This window comes from Synergistetes bacterium HGW-Synergistetes-1, from assembly GCA_002839185.1.
Classification (GTDB): domain Bacteria; phylum Synergistota; class Synergistia; order Synergistales; family Synergistaceae; genus Caenicola.
Map to the genome: position 1 here is coordinate 43,833 of PGXO01000009.1, position 23,006 is coordinate 66,838.

General features: G+C 47.6%; 20 protein-coding genes. 16 read left to right on the forward strand and 4 right to left on the reverse strand.

The annotated features are described in order from the left end of the window. The first annotated feature begins 184 nt into the window (after window positions 1-184). From CVV54_08340 to CVV54_08375, 8 genes are all read left to right on the forward strand, one after another. Window positions 185-1,432 carry a hypothetical protein gene (locus CVV54_08340; protein ID PKL03927.1) on the forward strand — a complete coding sequence of 416 codons (1,248 nt, stop codon included), beginning with the start codon at window positions 185-187 and terminating at the stop codon, window positions 1,430-1,432. A 132-nt stretch (window positions 1,433-1,564) separates the two neighbouring features. Next, window positions 1,565-2,440, forward strand: a complete 876-nt coding sequence (locus CVV54_08345) for a fumarate hydratase (protein ID PKL03928.1) — start codon at window positions 1,565-1,567, stop codon at window positions 2,438-2,440. After that, a complete protein-coding gene (locus tag CVV54_08350; protein PKL03929.1) occupies window positions 2,433-2,999 on the forward strand; it encodes a fumarate hydratase in 567 nt (188 codons plus the stop codon). The genes CVV54_08345 and CVV54_08350 overlap by 8 nt, the downstream gene beginning before the upstream one ends. A 335-nt stretch (window positions 3,000-3,334) precedes the next feature. After that, complete coding sequence (locus tag CVV54_08355) at window positions 3,335-4,282, forward strand: C4-dicarboxylate ABC transporter substrate-binding protein (GenBank protein PKL03930.1); 948 nt, start codon at window positions 3,335-3,337, stop codon at window positions 4,280-4,282. A gap of 95 nt (window positions 4,283-4,377) precedes the next feature. Next, window positions 4,378-6,348, forward strand: a complete 1,971-nt coding sequence (locus CVV54_08360; protein ID PKL03931.1) for a C4-dicarboxylate ABC transporter permease — start codon at window positions 4,378-4,380, stop codon at window positions 6,346-6,348. Between the two features lie 105 nt (window positions 6,349-6,453). Next, window positions 6,454-6,933, forward strand: coding sequence for an ammonia monooxygenase (locus CVV54_08365; GenBank protein PKL03957.1), 480 nt, complete (start codon window positions 6,454-6,456; stop codon window positions 6,931-6,933). A gap of 55 nt (window positions 6,934-6,988) precedes the next feature. After that, entirely contained in the window at window positions 6,989-7,879 is an 891-nt protein-coding gene (locus CVV54_08370; protein ID PKL03932.1) for a lipid A biosynthesis acyltransferase, read from the forward strand. Continuing rightward, the gene (locus CVV54_08375; GenBank protein PKL03933.1) at window positions 7,866-8,294 is read left to right on the forward strand and encodes an endonuclease; all 429 of its coding nucleotides are present in this window, start codon (window positions 7,866-7,868) and stop codon (window positions 8,292-8,294) included. Before CVV54_08370 ends, CVV54_08375 begins: the two co-directional genes overlap by 14 nt. Window positions 8,295-8,405: 111 nt before the next feature. Here the strand turns inward: CVV54_08375 and CVV54_08380 are convergent, their stop codons facing one another. Then, window positions 8,406-8,729, reverse strand: coding sequence for a DNA-binding transcriptional regulator (locus CVV54_08380; protein ID PKL03934.1), 324 nt, complete (start codon window positions 8,727-8,729; stop codon window positions 8,406-8,408). A gap of 198 nt (window positions 8,730-8,927) precedes the next feature. On the opposite strand from CVV54_08380, the gene CVV54_08385 reads away from it, so the two are divergent. Further along, window positions 8,928-10,370 (forward strand): proline--tRNA ligase, encoded by a 1,443-nt coding sequence (locus CVV54_08385; protein ID PKL03935.1) that lies wholly within the window; start codon window positions 8,928-8,930, stop codon window positions 10,368-10,370. Window positions 10,371-10,481: 111 nt separating this feature from the next. Here CVV54_08385 and trmE read toward each other — a convergent pair whose 3' ends face one another. Then, window positions 10,482-11,846 carry a tRNA uridine-5-carboxymethylaminomethyl(34) synthesis GTPase MnmE gene (gene trmE / locus CVV54_08390; protein ID PKL03936.1) on the reverse strand — a complete coding sequence of 455 codons (1,365 nt, stop codon included), beginning with the start codon at window positions 11,844-11,846 and terminating at the stop codon, window positions 10,482-10,484. 196 nt (window positions 11,847-12,042) lie between these two features. Then, a complete protein-coding gene (locus CVV54_08395; GenBank protein PKL03937.1) occupies window positions 12,043-13,251 on the reverse strand; it encodes a PLP-dependent aminotransferase family protein in 1,209 nt (402 codons plus the stop codon). A 220-nt stretch (window positions 13,252-13,471) separates the two neighbouring features. Here CVV54_08395 and CVV54_08400 point away from each other — a divergent pair, with 220 nt between their 5' ends. The 7 genes from CVV54_08400 (at window position 13,472) to CVV54_08430 (ending at window position 21,308) form a co-directional block, all read left to right on the forward strand. Continuing rightward, window positions 13,472-14,497 carry a phosphohydrolase gene (locus tag CVV54_08400; GenBank protein ID PKL03938.1) on the forward strand — a complete coding sequence of 342 codons (1,026 nt, stop codon included), beginning with the start codon at window positions 13,472-13,474 and terminating at the stop codon, window positions 14,495-14,497. 62 nt (window positions 14,498-14,559) lie between these two features. Then, window positions 14,560-15,468 (forward strand): RluA family pseudouridine synthase, encoded by a 909-nt coding sequence (locus CVV54_08405; GenBank protein ID PKL03939.1) that lies wholly within the window; start codon window positions 14,560-14,562, stop codon window positions 15,466-15,468. Then, window positions 15,458-16,045 carry a metal-binding protein gene (locus CVV54_08410; protein ID PKL03940.1) on the forward strand — a complete coding sequence of 196 codons (588 nt, stop codon included), beginning with the start codon at window positions 15,458-15,460 and terminating at the stop codon, window positions 16,043-16,045. The genes CVV54_08405 and CVV54_08410 overlap by 11 nt, the downstream gene beginning before the upstream one ends. A gap of 172 nt (window positions 16,046-16,217) precedes the next feature. Next, a complete protein-coding gene (locus CVV54_08415) occupies window positions 16,218-16,484 on the forward strand; it encodes a 30S ribosomal protein S15 (protein PKL03941.1) in 267 nt (88 codons plus the stop codon). Window positions 16,485-16,612: 128 nt separating this feature from the next. Then, window positions 16,613-18,925 (forward strand): polyribonucleotide nucleotidyltransferase, encoded by a 2,313-nt coding sequence (locus tag CVV54_08420; protein PKL03942.1) that lies wholly within the window; start codon window positions 16,613-16,615, stop codon window positions 18,923-18,925. Between the two features lie 9 nt (window positions 18,926-18,934). Further along, a complete protein-coding gene (locus CVV54_08425; protein PKL03943.1) occupies window positions 18,935-19,372 on the forward strand; it encodes a dUTP diphosphatase in 438 nt (145 codons plus the stop codon). Between the two features lie 46 nt (window positions 19,373-19,418). Beyond that, window positions 19,419-21,308 carry a threonine--tRNA ligase gene (locus CVV54_08430; protein PKL03944.1) on the forward strand — a complete coding sequence of 630 codons (1,890 nt, stop codon included), beginning with the start codon at window positions 19,419-19,421 and terminating at the stop codon, window positions 21,306-21,308. A gap of 138 nt (window positions 21,309-21,446) precedes the next feature. Here the strand turns inward: CVV54_08430 and CVV54_08435 are convergent, their stop codons facing one another. Further along, on the reverse strand, window positions 21,447-22,829 hold the full coding sequence (locus CVV54_08435) for a metallophosphoesterase (protein PKL03945.1): 1,383 nt from the start codon (window positions 22,827-22,829) through the stop codon (window positions 21,447-21,449). Between the last annotated feature and the right edge of the window lie 177 nt (window positions 22,830-23,006).

A 23,006-nucleotide genomic window follows, 5' to 3' on the forward strand; every position in this document is an offset into this window, starting at 1 on the left:
TGCTCAGAACGTTATCTCAATAAGCAAGGTTACTTGAACTATCCATTAAGAAACTTGCTTGAATATGATCGATCACCGAATAATTATCATATGTTAAATCTGAAATTCATAACAGTATCCGATAAATACTGATATATTTGGTTATAATGTTATAGATTTGATCATTTTGTCTGGAGTGTTGATTTTGCACGATAAAGAAGTTTCGCTGCTCTCTCCTCTATTTTTAAGACTTTTTATCCCGTTTGGTCTGGGTTATTTTATATCGGTCCTGCTTGGCAGCGGCAACGCTATTATGTCTCCCATACTTGTGGAAACATTCTCGCTCTCTCCTTCTGATCTGGGGTTTATGACATCAATTTACCTCATATCTTTTGGAGTGGCCCAGTTTCCTCTTGGGGTCTGGCTCGACCGCTATGGGGCAAGGAAGACCCTGGCGCCCTTCATGCTCTTTGCCGTAGCCGGCGCCCTGGTATTTGCACTCTCTCAGAATATTGGACACCTCATATTATCCAGGGCCCTTACCGGGATAGGCCTTTCAGGATGCCTGATGGCCGCATTCAAAGCATATTCAGACTGGCTTCCCTCAGAACGCCTTCCTCTTGTTTTCAGTCTCGAATGCCTTACAGGCGGGATAGGGGGGATGGTCGCAACGAAACCGATCGGATATGCAATAAGTCTTTTTTCATGGAGATATACTTTTATATTTCTGGCATTTATTACGTTTCTGATATGCCTGTCCATATGGTTCGTGACTCCAAGGGACGGGCATGTTGTACCCGACCGTAAAATATCATTTGGAAGACAGCTCAAAGAGATGCTCTCATTTTTCATGGACTCGCGCTTCTGGTTTGTAGCCCCTGTGGTGATAGCCGCCCAAAGTGTAATGTTTGCGTATTTATACCTGTGGGTCGGTCCGTGGATGAGGGATGTTGCAATGATGGGGAGCGGCGAGTCAGGCACATATATGATGTATGCCTTTACAGGGGCTGCTGCCGGGTATTTTCTGAACGGCATACTTGCGGATCTTTTCATGAAAAAGGGTTGGCTTTCATGGGAAAAGATGTATTTGTATTCCGGAGTTCTCTTAACACTGGTCCTTGCTTTCATAGCTATTGAAAACGGAAGGGCTTCTGCGATCCTCTGGGGGATCGTTATGTTCCTGTCCACTATGACCATGATCTCCTTTCCCCTTATGAGAAAGCTCTACGCGAGCAGTGAAGTGGGCAGGGCACTCTCTCTTCTCAATTTCACGATTTTCCTCATGTCCTTCATATTCCAGTGGTTCATTGGTGTAGTTCTTGACTTTTACCCCGTTGTTGATGGACGCTTCTCAGCACAGGGCTATCAGACAAGTCTTGCTGTTATTGTTGTTCTAAATATGGCTGCAGTTACCCACCTGTACTTTGAACTTAGAAAACGCCGTATAATATAATTAATTTTTTCATCAGTCCTGACCGACATTATTTTTCGCTATCTCATCTGTATCCCGTTGTGCGATCAAAAGCATGCGGGAATTGTGAGTTATAGTTTTCCTGTCTGACAGAAGTGATAAAGGAGGAGCAATATGTGCGAAAGATATGAAATAGAAGCTTCGGAGATAACCCAAATGGTTTATGACTTATCACTTAAGGCGAACAGTATCCTGCCAGAAGGCCTTAAAAAAATTATCAGTACCGCAAGTGATAGAGAAAAGATGCCTCTTGCAAAGCAGGCTTTCTCAGATATTCTTGAGAACGCAAAACTGGCAGAGGAAAAAAGCCTGCCAATATGTCAGGACTGCGGTCTTGCCGTTGTTTTTGTCGAGATAGGACAGGACCTTTGCGTAAAAGGCGGCAGCATAGAGGATGCGATAAACGAAGGTGTCCGAAGGGCATATATTGATGGCTGCCTCCGCAAGTCTGTAGTTAAAGATCCATTATTCAGAAGAGAGAACAGCGGAGACAACACGCCCGCCGTCATCCACTGGAAAGTCTGCTCAGGCAGTGACATCACGATAACAGTGAGCCCAAAGGGCATGGGCAGCGAAAATATGAGCAGGATATATATGCTTAAGCCGGCAGACGGTGCCGAGGGTGTCATCAGGTCGGTCGTTGAGGCAGTAAAAATCGCAGGGCCCAATCCATGTCCGCCTATTGTCCTTGGTATCGGGATTGGCGGCAACTTTGAAACTGTTGCTCTTGCAGCAAAAAAGGCACTTCTGAAGCCGGAAGGTGTCAGGCATAACATACCTGAGTATGCAGAGATAGAAAGGGAGATATTAAAAAGGGTCAACGCGCTTGGAATCGGTCCGGGCGGATACGGCGGAATGACGACTGCTCTTGATGCTCACATTGAGACACTCCCTACTCACATAGCCGGTATGCCAGTTGCAGTCAACATCTGCTGTCACGCACTGAGGCACGCAGAAGGAACGATAGAGGGGAGGATCCTCGATGATTAAGCACCTTAATACACCACTGTCCGAAGAAGATGTGATGGAACTCAGGGCCGGTGACCTCGTCTCCCTGTCAGGCAGCATTCTTGTTGCGCGCGACGCAGCCCACAAAAGGCTGACAGAGAGCATTTCTACGGGCGAAAAAGAGCCCTTTCCTATCAAAGGCGAGATAATCTTCTATGCAGGGCCTGCACCGACGCCTCCGGGTGAAGTAATCGGCCCCATCGGACCGACGACCAGCGGCAGAATGGATCCCTACACGCCGTTTCTCCTTGAGAGAGGGCTCAGAGGGATGATCGGGAAAGGCAAAAGAAGTACTGAAGTCCTGGAAGCCATAAAAAAACATCATGCTGTGTATTTTGGAGCTACCGGAGGTACTGCGGTGCTTTTGTCCCGTTCGGTCGTCTCAGTTGATAAGGTAGCTTATGAAGAGCTTGGCCCCGAGGCTGTCCTTCGCCTTGAGATAGATAAGATGCCACTGGTGGTGCTTGCGGACTGTCACGGGGGAGATATATACGTGTCCGGCCCCGAAGCGGCAGTGAAACTGTTCCAGGCGAATATCTGAAGATAAGATAAATGAATATTTGCATGAATTTTAGTAACATGGTTAAATAGAAAATATATTTAAATACACTTAAATAATATAATAATTTCAATCTAATATTTCTAAATGGCAATATTTGAGAAATGATTGTAAGGAAAAATCTGTATTGGCATTCAATTATAATGTTTTTACTGGTCCGTACCACTGAAATAAATAAGAAAACAATTTTTACCATTGTGTTTATTAAACATGTTTGGTAAAATTGCGTAGCCGTGCTTGAAGGGATAAAATTTTTTCATATATATAAAATCATTTCATCTTCATGCTCGGAAAAATATTACGGAGGTGCTTTTTGTATGACAAAGACAGCAAGATTCTTTATCGTAATGGCGATGATCCTTGTATTCGCCGGAGCCGCGTCAGCAGCAACATTCATCAATATCGGTACCGGATCCACAGGCGGAACTTATTATCCAGTCGGTGCAGGTATGGCAAAAGTTTGGAACAGCGCTATCCCCGGGATGAAGGCAAACGCTCAGTCAACGGGCGGAACAGCACAGAACCTTGCTCTCCTTGGCAAGGGAGAAGCAGAAGTTATCTTTGCAGACGGTCTCTATTTCTTTGCATATGAAGGCAAGGGCACATTTGCAGGCAAACCCATGAAGGAACTCCGCGGACTTGTACCTCTCTACGCCGAACCTATCCATTTCCTCGTAGCTAAGGGCAGCAACATCAAGTCTATCCAGGATCTTAAGGGAAAGAGAGTCTCTGTCGGAGCAGTCGGAAGCGGTACCGAAGTAACCGTACGCACACTTCTGAAAGTTGCTGGACTTGACCCCGACAAGGACATCAAGCCTGAGAACCTTGGACTTTCAGACACAGCCGGAGCATTTGCTGACAAGAACATCGATGCAGCACTCACAGTCGGAGCCCTCGGCATCGCTGGAGTAGTTGAGATCACAACCCTTGGCACAGCAGAATTCCGCGACATTCCTGCAGACGTTATTGCCAAGCTGGGCAAAGAGCTTCCTTATTACCTGCCATTTGATATCCCCGCAAACACATACAAAGGCCAGACCAAGCCCGTTAAGGCTCTCGCAAGCTGGAACGTCCTCATCACAACCGAAAAGCTCGGCGATGAAGATGCTTACAAAATGACGAAGGCACTCTACGAGCACAAGCAGGATATCCTCAACATCTCGACAAGACTTGCTTCCATGTCTCCTGAGAACCTCAAGTATATCCAGGTCCCCCTCCACAAGGGAGCACTGAAGTACTACAAAGAAATTGGAGCAGTAAAATAGAACGCTCTGAGATTGTCAGTTGATCATAATCTTTTAATAATTTCATACGGGGGAAGGAAACTTCCCCCGTATATCACGACCAGGAGGCAATATATATGAGCACTATTGAAAAAGATCAGAATCATAGTCTTCTAGACGAAGTTTCTATTGATGAATCGAAGATAAACGAACTGATAGAAAAATACGACGCAGAGAGCCGTTACAGAAAACTTACCGGACTGCAGGGCAAATTCATCACAGCATGGCTTTGTGCCATGTCCCTTTTTCACCTTTACACTGCAGGAATCGCAACGATGCCTATCACAATACAGCGTGCGATCCACCTTACTTTTGCTATCGTTGCAGTCTACATTCTTTTTCCTGCAGGAAGAAAAGGATCGAAAACATCGACTCCGATATACGACTGGATACTTGCAGCCTTAGCCGGAGGAGTTATCGGATACATAATCTTCTTTTTTAACGATATCGCTAGGCGCGGAGCGGAACCGCTTCCATATGAAATATGGCTGGGCATAGCAGCAATAATATTGGTCCTTGAAGCAGGCAGAAGGGTAGTTGGAAACGTTTTGCCCTGCATGAGTATTTTGTTTCTTCTATACTGCCACTTTGGCTATATGGTCCCTGGAATGTTCCAGATAAGGGGATATACTCTCAGCAGGATCATTCAGCACATGTACCTGACCCCGGAAGGAATATTTGGATTAGCCCTTGGGGTTTCCGCCACATTTGTGATCGTCTTCATAATCTTTGGGGCCTTTCTCTCTCAGAGCGGTGGTGCAAGGTTCTTTAATGAGCTTGCGCTGGCTGTTGCAGGAGGGACGCCAGGCGGTCCCGCTAAAGTTGCGGTAGTAGCATCAGGCCTTCTAGGGACGATCAACGGTTCCTCGGTAGCCAACGTAGCAACGACCGGCACATTTACTATCCCTCTTATGAAAAGGGTAGGATATCCGCCGCACTATGCAGGAGCCGTCGAAGCATGCGCATCAACAGGAGGTCAGCTTATGCCCCCGATCATGGGAGCGGGTGCATTCATAATGAGCGAGTTCCTTGGCATCCCTTACCTGACCATTGCAGCGGCTGCGATAATTCCCGCTTTTATATACTACACTGCAATATTCACAAATGTACATATAAGGGCCCGTAAAGAGAACTTTAAGGGACTGCCAAAAGATCAGCTTCCGGTAGTGAGAGAGGTAATGAGACGTGACGGCCACCTTCTCGTACCTGTCATAGTAATAATCATCACGCTGCTGATGAAATATACTCCGCTTCGCGCAGGATTTATCGGTGTCGTATCTGTAATTATAGTAAGCTCGCTTAAACAGAACACGAGGATGAGCATAAAAGACCTTGTCAAAGCTCTTGAAGAAGGTGCCCGCGGCGCACTTGGCGTTGCACTTGCCTGTGCTTTGGTGGGTTTCGTTGTAGGAACATCTTCGCTGACATCGCTTGGGCTTACGATTTCCAACAACATAATCGACATCTCAGGAGGCAATCTGCTTCTGACGCTTATCATGGCCATGGTTGCATGTCTGGTGCTCGGAATGGGACTTCCTACGACCGCGAACTATATCGTCTGCAGTACGATAATAGCTCCTGCCCTTATAGGCATGAATGTGCTTCCTCTTTCAGCGCACCTCTTTGTCTTCTACTTCGGCATAATGGCTGACCTTACTCCGCCTGTCTGTCTTGCGGCGTTCACTGGAGCGGGCATAGCTGGGGCAAGCCCTGCAAAAACAGGATTTACCGCCACAAAAATTGCGCTTTGCTCATACATAATGCCATACATGTTTGTTTACAATCCAATGATACTGCTGCATAACGTAGTTGTTTACGAACTGGTAATACTTGTAGTATCGGCGACACTTGGTGTAATAGTGCTTGCCGGGGCTCTTGAAGGCTGGTTCTACCGTACTCTTAAGGTTTATGAACGTCTCGTTATGGCAATATGCGCTCTTGCCGCTATCCACCACAGTATGACGCTGAGCCTGATCGGCACAGCGGGGATCATCCTTGCCATGTTTTATCTGAGGCAGACTAAGCCCAAAGAAGTTTTGACGGTGTAGTTTTAACTAACTTATCAACTGTATTGGCGCTCCCTGTTCATGGGGGCGCTTTTTTATTGTATACTTGGCGGTAGAAACGGGGGGAAGTCTGTGAATCCAAATTACATGGTACTTTTTGCTGTCCTTGGCGGAAGCGCCATCGGCCATAAGTCAGGGTTCCCCGCTGGAGCACTGGTTGGCGGTCTTCTTGTGGGGCTTGTCATCAAAGCGGTCATGCACATGGGGCTCGACCCTAAAATAGATTGGCTCTCGTGGGTATCACAGGCACTTGTAGCTTATGTCCTTGTGAGGGGCAGCGACTTCTCTTCCATTGCTGAAATACCAAGATATCTGCCGGCAGCTATCGCTTACAGCTTTTCCCTTCTAATATTCACCCTGGGACTTGCATGGATCTTTTCAAGACTGTGCAAAATGGATTTTCTGACCTCTCTTTTTGCAACGACCCCCGGGGGGCTTACAGGAATTGCAATAGTAGCGGTAGACATCGGAGCAGACCCGACTATTTCGATACTTTTCAACATATGCAGGATAGTGACAATACTTATCGTGGTGCCAATAATTGCCAATATTATCGTCAGATATTGATAATAATATATAAATGATCCGCGCAAAAGTGTGATCTTTCGGGAGAGGTAAGAGTATGAATAATAAACAGTCCTTTATCTGGTCCGTACTATCGGCGTTCAGAAAAATAGTTATGATACTTCCTCATAATGCAGCAGTCATGCTTGGTGGTTTTGTTGGTTCCCTCATACCACTATTCACGCGAAATAAACTGAAGGAAGCAACTGACCGTTGTGCCAGGGTGCTGGGCATACCTCGCAAAGATGCTTCCAGGATAGTAAAAAGAGCGTATAGAAATTTTGGTAAATCAACAGCGGAATTTATAAGGATCCCGGTAATGGCTTTAAAACTCGATGATATAGTCACAGTTAACGGAGAAGAGAACCTTCGTGAGGCCTATGATGCCGGAAAGGGAGTATTTGTAGTTACCGCCCACATTGGGAACTGGGAATACGCCGGGGCCTGGTGTGCACAGCACGGATACCCGATGAATGGCCTGGGAACAGATCAAAGGGATGGAAGGATCACCGAACTGATAACAGAATTAAGAAAGGCCGGGGGGATGAAGGCACTTGGCAAGGCTTCAGATCTTAAGGCTATGATAAAGGCGCTCCAGTCAGGCGAAATAATTGCTGTACCTGTGGATCAGGATGCTAAAAAAGCAGGCATAGTTTCTCCGTTCCTTGGATATCCTGCAAGTACTCCGATAGGAATGGCAAAACTAGCCGACAAGCTCGGGTGCGCTGTCGTCCCGGCATACTGTGTCAGATGGCTTGACACGCAAAAGCTTGAACTCCACTTTCTTCCTGCCCTCAAAGGCAGTGATGGGAAACCCTATGGCAAGGATCTTCAGAGCAGCATAGACGACTGCAATCAGATCATCTCCGAGTGGATAAGAAAATATCCTGACCAGTGGATGTGGATGTATCCAAGATGGGAATCTGTCGAAAGGGGTGATTTCGATTAAGTGCGGGATAGATCCGGGTCGCCATAAGATAGGAGTAGCATTTACGGAAGGTGACAGACTGCTTTTTTCAGCGATAATACCCAAATTATCAGAGGAAGTTTTATTGTTGTCGCTTAAAGAGGGAAGCTGGGATGTTCTTGCCCCATGGAAAAAAGAGGGTGACCTGAGATCTTTGGAAGGCAGAAAGCTTGAAAAGATCTGCCTTGGTAACGGCACATCTTCAGAAGATTTGAATAAACTCCTTAGCAGTATCTGCAAGCTTGAGATAACAGACGAATACGGCACCACTCTTAAAGGACGCGAGCTCTACTGGAAACTCCACCCGCCAAAAGGGTTATGGAAGCTGGTACCTACATCACTTAGAACTCCTCCCAGAGATATTGATGACCTTGCTGCCTGGGCGATAATAAAATAAGACCGTAAGCTTTACGCTGTCTCCGGTCCCATCAAAGAAAAACCCGCAAATCCTGTGTCTGATTTATTGACACAAAAAATGCGGGCTGTTTGTCATGAAGATCCGTCTTGATTATTTTTTCTTCTTCTTTTCTACTTCTTCTTTTTTGTTCCCAGACAGCTTCGCAAGGACATCCCTGTAACCGTCTGAACCGTACTCAACAAATTTTTTGACCCTGCTGATGGTTGCAGTGCTTGCTCCCGTGGCCTGAACTATCTGCGGATATGACATTCCTTTCAGAAGCAGGCTAGCCACCTGAAGTCTCTGTGCAAATGCTCTAATCTCTGAAAAAGTGGCGACATCCTCCAGGAAACGATAAGCTTCTTCCCTGTCAGTAATGGCCACAATCGAGTCACAAAGCTGGTCGGTAAACTCATCTTTCCACTCTAAAGCCATGATTATGCCCTCCCTATAGTAATGTGCTAAATACTTGCAATGTACGCTCTAAGAATACGATAAAATGGTAAATTGTCAAGAGAAGTAAAACATTGCAAATTAATTTGCTCTAAATGTAGAGATAAATGTTACAATAACCTGCACAGCAAAGCGCTGAGTGATGATATTTATCAAAGTATCAACGATGGAGGTAACCGGATGGCTAAGAACATTACACCCAAGGAACAGGATTTTTCACAGTGGTATCTTGACGTAATACGTGTTGCAGAACTGGCGGATTATGCGCCGGTCCGCGGATGTATGGTCGTCCGACCTACCGGTTACTCAGTATGGGAACTCATCCAGAAACATTTTGACGAGGCTTTCAAAGAGACCGGACATGTAAATGCATCGTTCCCTCTCTTGATCCCTAAATCTTTCCTGGAGAAGGAAGCAGAGCATGTTGAGGGTTTTGCTCCCGAGTGTGCAGTAGTTACCCACGCAGGGGGAGAAGAGCTTGAAGAACCGCTGATAATAAGGCCTACCTCGGAAACAGTCATAGGGTATATGTACAGCAAGTGGGTCCAGTCATGGCGCGACCTGCCCATCCTGATCAACCAGTGGTGCAACGTTATGCGCTGGGAGAAAAGGCCCAGGCTCTTCCTTCGTACTTCTGAGTTCCTCTGGCAGGAAGGCCATACAGCACATGCGACAAAAGAAGAGGCAGTCGAAGAAACGCTTCTGATGCTCGAGGTATATAGAAAGATCATGGTAGATGAACTCGCCCTCCCTGTACTCCCCGGAGAAAAAACAGAGGGAGAGCGTTTTCCGGGTGCAGACAACACATATACCTGTGAGACGATGATGAGCGACAAAAAAGCGCTTCAGGCCGGGACGAGCCACTATCTGGGGCAGAATTTCGCCAAAGCTTTTGACATTAAGTTCCAGAATAAAAACGGGGAAATGGATTTCGCCCATACGACAAGCTGGGGAGTATCGATGCGTCTCATCGGAGCACTTATAATGACCCACTCGGACAACGACGGGCTGGTTCTGCCTCCAAGAGTAGCTCCGACAAAAGCTGTCATAATACCGATCTCAACCGACTCAGCCAAATTTGATGAAGAAATAGTGCCGAAGGCAAAAGAGCTTCAGGCAATACTGAACAAGACACTCTGCGGACGTTTCGTACAGGTGGACACACAGCAGCACCTTCGCCCGGGCGATAGGTTCTTCTTCCATCTTCAGAAGGGAGTCCCGCTTCGCCTTGAACTTGGAGAAAAGGAATTTGCAGCCGGCAAGGTCAAAGTCGTGAGAAGAGACACCGGGGAAAAGATGGAGATAGGCTGGGAAGACCTCGAAAAACGCATCCCTGAACTTCTTGTCGAGATACAGAAGAACCTATTTGACAGAGCGCTGAAATTCAGGAAAGAGAACACATACCAGGCTGCAGACATGGCTCAGTTCAGGGAAGTTCTTGAGAGCAAAGGCGGATTTGTTGAAGTCTTCTTCGACGGAAGCAAAGAAGATGAAAAAGCCATCAAGGAAGCAACAGGGGCCACTCCCAGATGCTATCCGCTAGAATACTCCGAAGAGCGGGGCAAATGCTTCTACACCGGAAAAGAGGGAGCCCGTAAAGCCATCTTTGCAAAGGCTTACTGATCCGGGAGAAACAGCAGATCTGATACTAATGCATACGAAATGGGAGGCTCAGTTAGCCTCCCATTTTTAGTCTAAAAATTCTCTCATTTATAGATATTTTTTGACTCAGTACTATTTGCCAACACAGAATTGTGAAAAGATCGTATCCAGCAGGTTTTCCGTGGCATCGATGCCAAGCAGCTTTGCGAGCTCTGACCTTGAATCTGAAAGACAGGTTATTGCAAGATCATTTCCAAGACCTTCCGAGACAATTTTTAGCGTTTCCCGCAGGGAAGTCAGAGCAGCAGAGAGGCACTCTATTTGTCTGGAAGTGACTCCGTATCCTCCTGTGACCTTTATGCCCCCCGTGATCTCGTTGACCATTATGTCCTTCAGTTCTTCTATCCCGTCAGACTTAAGGGCTGAAACAGATACTATCCGGCTTAAAGGAAAGCTCATTTTCAACTGATCAAGGGATATTTTCTGCGGCATGTCACTTTTGTTGAGCACGACAATGTGCTTCATTGAAGAGACTCGCCTGCCGAGTTCCATGTCTTCCGCAGTCAGTTCATCTCCCGCGTCTATGACCCACACACGGAGGTCCGCTTCTGTCATCGACTTTATCGACTGGTTCACACCGATGCACTCGACCTCGTCCATGGTCTCACGTATGCCGGCAGTGTCAATAATCCTGATAGGGATTCCTTTGTGGGTGAATGTCTCTTCTATTCTGTCTCTCGTTGTGCCGGGTACGGAGGTCACGATCGCCCGGTCTTCCTTCAGAAGAGCATTGAGAAGGGATGATTTGCCGACGTTTGGGCGTCCAATGATGGCTGTCTTTATACCTTCCCTCAATATAAGTCCGGAACGGCAGTCTGCAAGCAGCGCTTCTCCCGCTGAGATCAGATCTTCCAGTCGTTTCTCTGAGTCTGTTTTTGTTATGTATCCTTCGTCTTCCTCCGGGAAATCGAGATCTACTTCCAGGAATGCGGCAAGTCCTGTAATATCGTCAAGAAAAGACCTGAGTTTTTCTGCGAACGATCCCTGCAGGGTCCGTGAAGAGGCGTAGAGTGCTTCGTCGCTCTCAGCCCTTATCACACCAAGCACTGCTTCTGCCTGCGGAAGGTCGATCCGTCCGTTCACAAAAGCCCTCCGTGTAAATTCTCCGGGCTGTGCAAGCCTTGCTCCCATTGAGCAGAGCTCTTCCATGCATTTCTGAGCGGGCAGCAGACCGCCGTGGCAATGGATCTCAACACTTTCTTCCGCTGTATAGCTTGCCCCTTTATCAAACCTTACGGTAAGCACCTCGTCAAAGAACTCCCCTTTGGATGAACGAAGTCTGCCAAGGGTGAGGAAGCGTGCCGGCTGTTCGGCAAGTTTCTTTTGTCCGGTAAATATTTTATCGGCGAGCAAGACTGAGCCTTCTCCAGAAAGCCTTACGACCGCTATCCCGCCTTCGCCCCATGCTGTGGCCAGCGCTGTGATTATATCCTCCATGAGATCACTCACTCTCTGCGACCTGTTCCTGTTTTAACTTTACAGTGACGTCCTTTTGTTATCTTTGCATTATCACCATTATAATCTTCGATCAACGATTCTATCAATGATTGCCAAATTTCGGAATGAAGGTCTTTGGGAAAGAAAAAAGCGGCCTCTGATGAGGCCGCCCAATATTTATTGCCGGAGTTTTCTGCTAAAGTGCTTTTATTGCTGCGCCTAGACGTTTTGCGCCCTCTTCGAGTTCTTCCGGCTGTGCGAAGGTGAAGCATGTACGCATGAAGTCAAGTCCTGAACCGTCAACGAAGAAGGAGGGACCTGTTACGAAGGCAACTCCATGCTCTATCGCCTTCATGAAGAGTGCAGTTGAATCGATGCCGGGTACCTGCAGCCAGAAGAAGAAACCACCTTCCGGTGTATGGTAAAAGGTATTGGATGGCAGGTATTTTTTAAAGCCGGCTTCCATCGCATCGCGTTTTTTGCCGTAGTGGGCGATTATCTTGGGGAGGAATCCGTCAAGATGGCCAAGCCTGCAGTACTCATAGACCAGTGCCTGAGCGACTACGCTTGAGCAGAGGTTCGTTCCTTGCTTGATCATGACCATTTTCTGCATTAGTTCGGGGTCTCCGACGATCCATGCGACTCGTGTCCCGGGTGCCAGTATTTTGGAGAAGGAACAAGCGTAAACGACTCTTCCGCTCTGTTTTTTATCCATCGAGAAAATGGTCGGTACGTGATTTCCTGTGTAACGAAGGTGACCGTATGGGTCGTCTTCGAATATGATCAGGTCATATTTTTCAGCTATATCAAGAAGTTTAGCCCTGCGGTCCTCAGAGAGTGTTGATCCGGATGGGTTCTGGAAGTTGACGATAGTGTAGATGAACTTGATCCTGTGTCCATCCTTGCGTCCCTGTTCGATAATTGCCGGTAGCATGTCAACGCATAATCCGTCTTTATCACACGGGACTGAGAGGAATCGCGCGCCGCGGTTTCTCATGGCGTGGATCGCTCCTGGATACGTGGGGCCCTCTACTATGATCGTGTCTCCGTCATTTAGGAGAACGCTGCAGAGGAGGTCCATTCCTTCCTGTGAACCTGTGCTGATGAGCATCTCTTCAGGTTTTGTTTCACGGCCCATCCTTGGGGCCATCCATTTTGCGATGTATTCTTTGAGCGGCATATATCCGTCCGTAGCACCGTATTGAAGGACATCTTTGCCTTCGCGGGCCAGGATCGCAGAGGCTTCAGAAAACTCCGCTACAGGGAAAACTGCAGGGTCAGGGTTGCCGCCTGCAAAAGAGATCATACCGGGGGTCTTGGTATACTTCATTAGTGCCCTTATCGGCGAAGGTTTGACATTAAGCGCTATATCCGACAGCCTTGCATTCCAGTTTACTGAACTCATAGCAAAAATCCCTCCAAATAAATATTCATAACACATATATAGCCTTTCTTTCATGTGAAAGAGGCCACATTGTCATTATACACAAATAATCCAGATTGTCACCGATAAAAATGATATATCAGCGGTACGAACAACGTTTTGCCCCTTTTAATAGTTCGCCTGAACGTCTATTATTGGAGTGTTGATTTTTAAGCGAACATGCTTCGGAAGGAAGATAAATATGTCAGATGCACAATCCATACTAAAAAACAGCCAGGAGATCCGCAAACTTGCCCCTGGGAGCTCGTTCAAGGCGATCTTTGTCGTATCCTCATTCTTTCAGAAAAACGACAAAAACGGGAAACCTTATTATGAGATGGCTGTAACCGACTCATTCGGTACGCTTGAGGCTAAGATATGGTCCGATGCAAGTTGGTTCAACAGATCTGACTCCAACATGGAGGCATCATCGACCGCACAGAAGCTTGAAGATGAAAAGCTGAGATCTGTTGCAGGTTGCACGGTAGGAGTAGACGGTAAAACGACAGAATTCAGGGGGCAGACACAGTTCAACTTTAACAAGGTCACACTCCTTGACCAGGATAAATTTCCCCCGTCGCAGTACCTGCCGAGATCACCGATACCCATGGAGGACCTTGTCAAGAGGTACGAAGAACTGGTCTCATCATGCCGCGCGGAAGTCGCTGATTTTATAAGATTTGTCTATGATGGTGAGACATGGAAGCAGTTTCGCGACTGGCCTGCTGCAGTGAGCCATCACCACGCATACGCAAACGGCCTGCTTGAGCATACTCTTTCGGTCACTGACTGTGCAAGGTCGATGGCTGAGTCACTGAGGATATCCGGGTATGACATTGATGTTGACATAGTTGTCGCCGGAGGGCTCCTTCACGACCTTGGCAAGCTTGGATCATACAGGATGGGCTCGATCCCCGAGATGACCCTCGAGGGAGCAGTTCTTGACCACATAGCGATAGGATATTCAAAGTTTATGGAGCTTGCGGAAAAAAGCGGACTTGACAACTCACTAAAACTCCAGATCGCGCATATCCTTCTGAGCCACCACGGGCAGCGGGAGTTCGGCTCGCCAGTAGTCCCGGCTACCCCGGAGGCAATGGTAGTTTCTTCTGCTGATGAACTGGACTTCAGGGTCTTTTGCTGGAAGGATTCCGTCAAAGACCTTACGGAAGACCAGCCAATATCCCAGTGGCATCAAGCCACAGGCCGCCGTTTCTGGAACAGGTGACCTGTATTTCTGTTACCGTCCAGGATAGTGCCGAGCACATGAGTTGAGACAGGGGAGAAAAAATGTCAAAGGAGTTTTATATAACCAGCGACCAGGCGGACAGGCGGATCGACAGGCTTTTAAGAAACATGTGGCCCCAAGTCCCTCTTGGCACCCTCATGAAAGCTATCCGCACAGGAGAGGTTAGGCTGGATGCAAAAAAAGTCAGGCCGGACACCCGGGTAGAGGAGGGACAGTTCCTGCAGGTCCTTTGGAATGACGATATGCCGGTCGAAAGAAACACAAAGGAGAACACATCGTCCATCAGGCATGAGAGACTGGAAACAATATACAAGGACGACTATCTCTGGATAATAAACAAGCCTGCAGGGCTTCTGACACAGCCGGATATAAAAAACGGGGACTCTCTCATTACGAGGGTGTTGGAGGAACTCAAATGGACCAGGACCGATTTTCGGCCATCAACAGTCCAGCGCCTGGATCGCAACACGTCCGGAGCGGTAATAGTGGCGTTGACAGGACCTTCCCTGAGGTACCTTTCAGAACTGATAAGGGAACGGAAGATAAAAAAAATTTACAGGGCAGTCGTTGCAGGCGATATAATCGAATCAGGCAATATTGACTTTCCTCTGCTTAAGGATCAGGACGGTAATACTGTAAAAGTAGATGAGAGCGGACAGAGTGCCCTCACAAGATACAGGAAAATATCATCTTTCAAAAAAATCAGTACAGTGGAAGCAGAGCTCGTAACAGGAAGGCCGCACCAGGCAAGGGTCCATTTTGCGGCAATAGGCCATCCGATAATTGGAGACAGGAAATACGGCGGAGACACGGGATGGGCAAAACGGCCACTGCTTCACGCGTACTCAGTTACCTTACCTGACGACATTGGATTGCCGGAAGCAATAAGGGGTAAGGAATTCAAGGCGCCCCTTCCCGGAGATATGGAGGAGTACTTCAATGAGATGTGATCTTTGCGATGAAAAGAAATGCAAAGAGGGAGATCCTTGCATAGTGAGAGACAGCATCCGACTATATTCAGACCCACAGGAAAAAAAGATGATGGAGACTGCGGCGTTTGTTGAGTCAGAGTTCTATGGTGACCTAAACAGGATAGAGGAAGTGGTCGAGTTTGCTTCCCGAATGGGATACAAAAAACTTGGGATCGCTTTCTGTGTTGGCCTTAACGATGAAGCTGCGAAAATTGCAGATTATCTCTCAGGTTTTTTTGAAATAGAAGCCATATGCTGCAAGGTCTGCGGGATACCTAAGTCAGAGATGGGTGCGCCCACGAGTGACAGGGTCGGCCCTGTAAGCTGCAACCCTATAGAACAGGCAAGGATGCTCGAAGAAAAAAAGACAGATCTGAACCTGATCATCGGACTCTGTGTTGGTCACGACGCACTATTTATAAAACATTCACACACTTACGTGGTGCCTCTTGTCGTCAAAGACAGGGCGCTTGGACACAATCCACTCGCCGCAGTCTACTGCTCGGCTGTGAACAAAAGAATGAAGAAAAGAGCGGATGAACGGAAGCAAAAATAAGTGCGAATAGGACAAGCCCCATCTCATTAATAATGTTATTGCAGAGCAGGCTTGTCATATCGGAGACTCTCTGCTATTATTTCCATTGCCCTTCACACGGACCGGCGCATAGAGACGCTGGCCTGAGTCTTGGGAATATCGAGCGTAATAGGCTCAGACAGGAGTGATCATTATGATCCAGAAAGAAAAGAAACAGCAGCTCATCGAAGAGTTCAAAGTGCACGGAGCCGATACAGGCTCAACAGAGGTACAGGTGGCCATACTCACAACACGTATCCGTGAACTCACTGACCACATGAGGATCCACAAGAAGGACTTCCACTCACGCCGCGGACTCCTTATCATGGTAGGTAAGCGCCGCAAGCTTCTCCAGTACCTCAAAGACCGCGACTTCAACCGCTACCAGTCGCTCATCCAGCGTCTCGGACTGCGCCACTAATAGCAATCTGACAAATAGAAGCAAAAAATAGGCAACTTACGCATGGCGAAGGGTCATTACCTTCGCCATTTTTGCTATTTTGTGTTATTCTTCAACAGTTGAAGACATAAAATGGGAGGAAAAGAAAAATGAAAGAAATATTTGAATTGGAACTATATGGTAAGACAATGACCTTTGAGACAGGACGGCTTGCGAAACAGGCAAACGCCGCAGTCCTTGCCGGCCATGGCAAAACTTCAGTGCTGGTCACTGCAGTGCTTGCAGAAAAAGCGAGACAGGGAATGGACTTTTTCCCGCTTCTGGTAGATTACGAAGAACGTTTTTACTCAGCAGGCAAAGTGCCCGGCGGATTTATAAAAAGAGAAGGACGTCCCTCAGAAACAGCGATCCTGAGCGGCAGGATGATAGACCGTTCTATCCGTTCGCTTTTTGCTGAATGGATGAGGAATGATGTGCACGTTGTTACTACGGTCATGTCAGTTGATCAGGCCAACCCTGCGAATATCCTTGCGATAAACGGAGCCTCACTGGTCCTTTCAATGTCGGACATCCCATGGGATGGTCCCATAGGGGCTGTCCGCATCGGATGCATAAACGGTGAACTGGTTGTTAACCCCGATGAAACCGACATGCCACAGAGCACGATGGAGCTGGTTGTTGCCGGACACAGGGGTGGAGTCACAATGGTCGAGGCAGGAGCGCAGGAAGTATCAGAAGAACTCCTCGTTGACGCTCTCGAACTTGCAAACGAAGCTATCCGCAAAATAGTGGACTTTATCGACGAAGTATGTGCGAAGGTCGGAAAGCCCAAAGCAGTGCTTCCAGCGCCTGAAGTCATCACAGAGATCGATGAGTGGATGGATAAGGAACTTTACAACGATATATACGCAGCTGTTCAGATCCATCAGAAGCAGCCGCGCGGAGCAGCGATAGGAGAGGCACAGAAGAGGGCCGAGGAACATTTTGCAGAGTCTAACCCTGATTCTGGCAAGTACATAGCGACCAAAATGGATGAAATGGTAAAGAAGTGCGTAAGAAAACTTCTCCTCGATGACAAACGCAGATCTGACGGCAGGGCTATGAACGAACTCAGGAAGATAACCTGTGAAGTAGACATACTGCCCATGACTCACGGATCGGCACTCTTTACACGCGGAGAAACCCAGTCACTGGGAGTAACGACGCTTGGCATGATGGGAACTGATGATCAGGTCCTCGACGGCCTCAAGATAGATGAACCATCAAAAAGATTCATACTCCATTACAACTTCCCGCCGTACTCTGTCGGAGAAGTAAGGCCCATGCGCGGTCCGGGACGACGCGAGATAGGTCACGGTGCGCTTGCTGAGAGAGCCCTTCACTCGGTGTTCCCAAGCGAAACTGAATTCCCCTATGTTGTGCGCCAGGTATCTGACATCCTTGAGTCAAACGGCTCAAGCTCCATGGCAAGCGTCTGCAGCGGAAGCCTTTCGATGATGGCGGCAGGCGTGCCGATCAAAAAGGCTGTTGCCGGGATTGCGATGGGACTCATTGCAGATAACGGTAAGTTTGGCATACTCACTGACATCCAGGGTCTTGAGGACCACTACGGCGACATGGACTTCAAGGTCGCAGGTACAAGGGACGGTGTGACTGCACTCCAGATGGACAACAAAGCGGGCGGCATCACAAGAGAGATCCTGACACAGGCTCTCGAACAGGCAAAAGCTGGGCGTATGCAGATACTTGACATAATGGAAGCTGCGATACCTGCTCCTCGCGTGGACCTTTCACCGACAGCACCCAAGATAATCACTATAAACATCGATCCCGAAAAGATCCGCGATGTCATAGGCCCCGGTGGCAAGGTGATCCGTTCGATAGTACAGCGCACAGGAGCCAAGATAGATGTAGACGACACAGGTCGCGTATATGTTGCAGCGGTCAACGATGACTCCGCACAGGCCGCGGTAAAGATCATCAATGACCTGGTGCGTGAGGTAAAGGCCGGAGAGACATTTGTAGGAACAGCGACAAGAATGATGAATTTCGGAGTCTTCGTTGAAGTCCTTCCCGGTAAAGAGGGTCTTCTGCACGTAAGCGAGATCAGCAACTACCATGTCCCGAGGCTTGAAGACGCAATAAATACCGGAGACAAGGTGCTTGTCACAGTCAAGGAGATCGACGACATGCACAGGGTCAACCTCAGCCGCAAGCGTATCCTGGACCAGCTCGACGATCTTGCGAAAGATCCTGAATTTGCTGAACAGGCAGCCATAGAAAAAGAGCGTGAAGAGCGCTTCTCCCACTTCCCAAAGAGCGAGGGGGGCCCCAGACGTGACAGCGGCCCAAGACATGACGACGGCGGAAGGCCGCCCCGCAGAGACTACGGCTCAGACAGGGGAGACAGAGGATCTGACAACCGTCCTGTCAGGCGTTTTGAAAGAGAACGCAAAAAGTAGGAAATATAAATGTCAAAAATGAAAGTCAAAATAAAGGCAGATGCCGGGATATCCCTTCCCGGCTACGCGACTCCTGGATCTTCAGGACTGGATCTGCGCGCTGCCGAAGCAGCTGTTATCCCTGCCGGGGAACGAGGCTGTGTAGGAACGGGACTCTTCTTTGAAATGCCCTTGGGCTGCGAAGCCCAGGTAAGGCCAAGGAGCGGCCTGGCACTGAAACACGGAGTCACTGTCCTTAATACACCGGGAACGATCGATTCAGACTACCGCGGAGAAATAAAGGTCATACTCATCAACCACGGCAGGGAAGATTTCAGGATAGAGCCGGGAGACAGGATAGCTCAGATAGTTTTTGCAGAAGTTACGCAGGTGGATCTCGAAAAGGCTGAGGAACTGGATGAGACAGAACGTTCTTCAGGCGGGTTCGGGAGCACAGGCAGAAAATAGATAAACTGCAGGAATTTGCCCAGAGGCAAATTAGGAGGCGATACTAATGGCACGTTTTTCAACACCTGAAGGCAAAGTTTATGAAGCTGACGGCGCGTCGATACGTCAGCTTCTTGAAATCTGGCATCTTAAAAAAGCTATCGGAGCGAAAGTCGATGGCAAGCTGGTTGACTGTGACAAGGTATTTACTGAAGACACTGAATTCATCCCTCTCTTCCCTGATTCAGAGGAGGGACTGGACCTTCTGCGTCACTCGACTGCGCATCTCATGGCCCATGCTGTCCTGAGACTCTGGCCGGAAGCTAAATTCGGCATAGGACCTTCTATAAAAGATGGTTTCTACTACGATATCAGATTCCCAAAACCTATCTCTGATGAGGATCTTCCGAAGATCGAATCAGAAATGAGGAAAATAGCGCAGGAAAAGATCCCCCTTGTGAGGGAGGAACATACAAAAGAGCAGGCCAGAGAGCTCTTCTCGAAGCTTGGTGAAGATCTGAAGGTGGAGATGATCGACAGCCTTGAGGGAGAGATCCTTTCGACCTACCGCGAGGGCGATTTCATAGATTTCTGCCGCGGTCCACACGTTCCCCACACAGGATGCTGCAAATTCTTCAGGCTTCTCTCACTCGCCGGTGCCTACTGGCACGGCGATGAGAAGAACGAAATGCTGACACGCATATACGGGACAGCATTCGGATCTGAAGAAGAGCTCAAGGAATATCTTCGCCGTATGGAAGAAGCCAAGGCAAGAGATCACAGGAAACTGGGAAAAGAGCTTGACCTCTTCAGCGTTCATCCAGAGGGCCCCGGATTCCCCTTCTTCCATCCCAAGGGCATGGTAATAATGAATAACCTTACCTCCTTTTGGAGAAAAGAACATACGAAGCGGGGATATGTAGAAATAAAGACTCCGATGATCCTCGACAGGTCACTCTGGCTTCGTTCGGGACACTGGGATCATTATAAGGAAAATATGTATTTCACAGAGATAGATGAAACTCCGTTCGCTGTGAAACCCATGAACTGTCCCGGCGGTATACTTGTGTATAACAGTGCTATCCGCAGCTACAGGGAACTTCCCCTTCGTATGGCTGAACTTGGCTTCGTTCACCGTCACGAGAGATCGGGAGCGCTCCATGGACTTATGAGAGTAAGGGCTTTTACCCAAGATGACGCACACATATACTGTACGCCCGATCAGATTAAGGACGAGATAAAGGCGATAATGGAACTGGACAGGTATTTCTACCAGGATGTATTTGGTTTCAAGTATTACGTTGAGCTTTCCACCAGGCCTGAAAACTCTATGGGCGACCCCAAACTCTGGGATCTTGCGGAGCAGAGGCTGAAGGAAGCTCTGGAGGAGACAGGAACAAAATACAGGCTCAATCCAGGAGACGGAGCATTCTACGGTCCCAAGATCGACTTCCATCTTGAAGACTGCATTGGCCGCACATGGCAGTGCGGTACGATCCAGCTTGACTTCCAGATGCCGGAGAAGTTCGACATGACCTATATTGGAAACGACGGAGCGGAGCACCGTCCTGTAATGCTGCACAGAACAGTACTTGGAAGTCTTGAAAGGTTCATGGGCATACTGATCGAGAACTATGCCGGGGCATTCCCCTACTGGCTCGCACCTGTACAGGTGAAGCTCCTTCAGGTAAGCTCTGAGTTTGCAGGATACACGGAAGAGCTTGCAAAAAAATTCAGGGATGTGGGTATCAGGATCGAGGTAGACTCCAGGGATGAAAAGCTGGGCAAAAAGATCCGCGATGCCCAGATGCAGAAGATCCCCTACATGTTGGTCATAGGGGCCAGGGAGGTCGAAGAGGGTACAGTCGCCGTAAGGGACAGATCAAAAGGAGACCTCGGATCGATGACCTTCGACGGATTCCTCGAACATCTCAAATCGGAGTTTGACCCTCTCTAAAAAATTAAAATTTTCAGGTCCGCTGTTTGTGGTGTTAATTATAAAAATCGAGTTCAAAGAATTTATTCTTTGAGCTCGATTTTTATTTGAATTATTTATTTAATATTATGCAGTTCTGACCGATGTTACCTTTCTCAGTTACAGTGATTGAGTATCCATTTTTGTTATGGTCCCGTCCGGGGAATAGTAAAAAAGGGAAAGATAGAGAGGAACGGAACTATTTCCCTGAGGCGTAATTACCACAAAAGTCATCGTAGGAAACTTGGGGTTAACATCGATCCATGTTCCTGAGTTTGCATAAATTGTTTTATGCCCCTTGAGGTTTTCAGAAGGAATAATTCTTGGCTCGTGGGTATGCCCGAAAACAACTATCCGCTTGTCAGAATCAGGGTTTTTAAAATATTGAACTACTGCCTGGGCGTCAGTTTCGGCTCCGGAAGCTGCCTCAATAAGGGCTTCTTTTATTGGTATTTTGACGGATACCCTATTTAGTTCCTGTCGTTCATCCCAGGTTGAAAGAATTGCCTTATACATCTTCATATTGATATATCCTCCGGCTGAAATCTGAGAGGGCATAAGATCGCTTATGGAATAGTTTTCGGTGAAGCCATCGATGTTTGTTTTTATTATCTTTTCATAAAAGCCTCCGTTGACTGGAAACGCTGTCATTAATCCATACCAGGCTTTCCAATAAATATACGCAAGGGTCTGGTCTTCCCCGAAGGAATTTGCGGTCACTTCCGGGATCTTGCCGGCAGCCTCGGGGAATCCTTCAACAACTGACGTTGTGGCTATTCTTGTAAAGAAGTATCCGGGCGGTAATATGGAACCCGGAGCTATATCCCTGTTTGAAATAGGATCAGGCGCGCAGAAAAAATTATAGCGATGTCCATGCTCCATTATAATTTCAGGATGTCCATCGGGTGAATAGCTTCCCAAACCTTGTACATCACGTTGCTGATTAATTCCGGGGAGTATGCTCTGAATGTCCTCTGCAGTTACAATTAAATCGTGATTTCCCGGAACATATGTTACTTTAATTTTACCGTCGCGGATAATATTATTGAATGCTGCTATTACATGTTTATTGTTTTTTGCAACAAGGCGGACAAATTCATTCTGTGTTTTCCCTCTGAACGTTTCCGTGTCGCTTGGCACAAACCATAGATCAACCAAATCTCCAATAATTACAAGTTCCTTAATATTAGGTGCAAGCCTAATCTGATCAAGGAACTTCACAAGCGGCTCCCGGTTCTTTTTAGTTTCAGTATAGCTGTCTTCAGCTCCTAGATGGAGGTCGCTTATGCATACAATAAGCTTCCGCTCATTATTAAGTTCCGGAATGCCTCTGCTGTCAAGTGTGAAACCGTCTTTTATTGGAGTGGTGTCTTTTGCAGCTGTTGTCGATGTGCATGTTTTATCCGTAGTCACAGGTGCTCCATAGGCAGGAACGTATCCTGCAAAGCAGGGGGAAGCTGAAAAGATAATAATCAGGAATAGCAAAACAGATATTTTTTTCATATGACATTTTCTCCTTTATCCTTAATGCAGCTATATAGAAAGGATCATCGAATTTGATACAGGTTTGAGGTCATTATCTGGATCAATAATTGGCGAAAGACAATCATCCCTGCTTATCTTATTACAGTAACTTGACTGGGTAATATAATATGTATTTGTCCGGCTCTTATAGAATCT

What these genes read in the sequence shown, in the direction of transcription:
- CVV54_08425 (PKL03943.1), top strand. Translation starts at nt 18,935, where the DNA reads ATGTCAAAAATGAAAGTCAAAATAAAGGCAGATGCCGGGATATCCCTT.
- CVV54_08410 (PKL03940.1), top strand. Translation starts at nt 15,458, where the DNA reads ATGAGATGTGATCTTTGCGATGAAAAGAAATGCAAAGAGGGAGATCCT.
- CVV54_08380 (PKL03934.1), bottom strand. Translation starts at nt 8,729, where the DNA reads ATGGCTTTAGAGTGGAAAGATGAGTTTACCGACCAGCTTTGTGACTCG.
- CVV54_08400 (PKL03938.1), top strand. Translation starts at nt 13,472, where the DNA reads ATGTCAGATGCACAATCCATACTAAAAAACAGCCAGGAGATCCGCAAA.
- CVV54_08385 (PKL03935.1), top strand. Translation starts at nt 8,928, where the DNA reads ATGGCTAAGAACATTACACCCAAGGAACAGGATTTTTCACAGTGGTAT.
- CVV54_08405 (PKL03939.1), top strand. Translation starts at nt 14,560, where the DNA reads ATGTCAAAGGAGTTTTATATAACCAGCGACCAGGCGGACAGGCGGATC.
- CVV54_08420 (PKL03942.1), top strand. Translation starts at nt 16,613, where the DNA reads ATGAAAGAAATATTTGAATTGGAACTATATGGTAAGACAATGACCTTT.
- CVV54_08370 (PKL03932.1), top strand. Translation starts at nt 6,989, where the DNA reads ATGAATAATAAACAGTCCTTTATCTGGTCCGTACTATCGGCGTTCAGA.
- CVV54_08355 (PKL03930.1), top strand. Translation starts at nt 3,335, where the DNA reads ATGACAAAGACAGCAAGATTCTTTATCGTAATGGCGATGATCCTTGTA.
- CVV54_08415 (PKL03941.1), top strand. Translation starts at nt 16,218, where the DNA reads ATGATCCAGAAAGAAAAGAAACAGCAGCTCATCGAAGAGTTCAAAGTG.
- CVV54_08360 (PKL03931.1), top strand. Translation starts at nt 4,378, where the DNA reads ATGAGCACTATTGAAAAAGATCAGAATCATAGTCTTCTAGACGAAGTT.
- CVV54_08430 (PKL03944.1), top strand. Translation starts at nt 19,419, where the DNA reads ATGGCACGTTTTTCAACACCTGAAGGCAAAGTTTATGAAGCTGACGGC.
- CVV54_08345 (PKL03928.1), top strand. Translation starts at nt 1,565, where the DNA reads ATGTGCGAAAGATATGAAATAGAAGCTTCGGAGATAACCCAAATGGTT.
- CVV54_08350 (PKL03929.1), top strand. Translation starts at nt 2,433, where the DNA reads ATGATTAAGCACCTTAATACACCACTGTCCGAAGAAGATGTGATGGAA.
- trmE (PKL03936.1), bottom strand. Translation starts at nt 11,846, where the DNA reads ATGGAGGATATAATCACAGCGCTGGCCACAGCATGGGGCGAAGGCGGG.
- CVV54_08395 (PKL03937.1), bottom strand. Translation starts at nt 13,251, where the DNA reads ATGAGTTCAGTAAACTGGAATGCAAGGCTGTCGGATATAGCGCTTAAT.
- CVV54_08435 (PKL03945.1), bottom strand. Translation starts at nt 22,829, where the DNA reads ATGAAAAAAATATCTGTTTTGCTATTCCTGATTATTATCTTTTCAGCT.
- CVV54_08365 (PKL03957.1), top strand. Translation starts at nt 6,454, where the DNA reads ATGGTACTTTTTGCTGTCCTTGGCGGAAGCGCCATCGGCCATAAGTCA.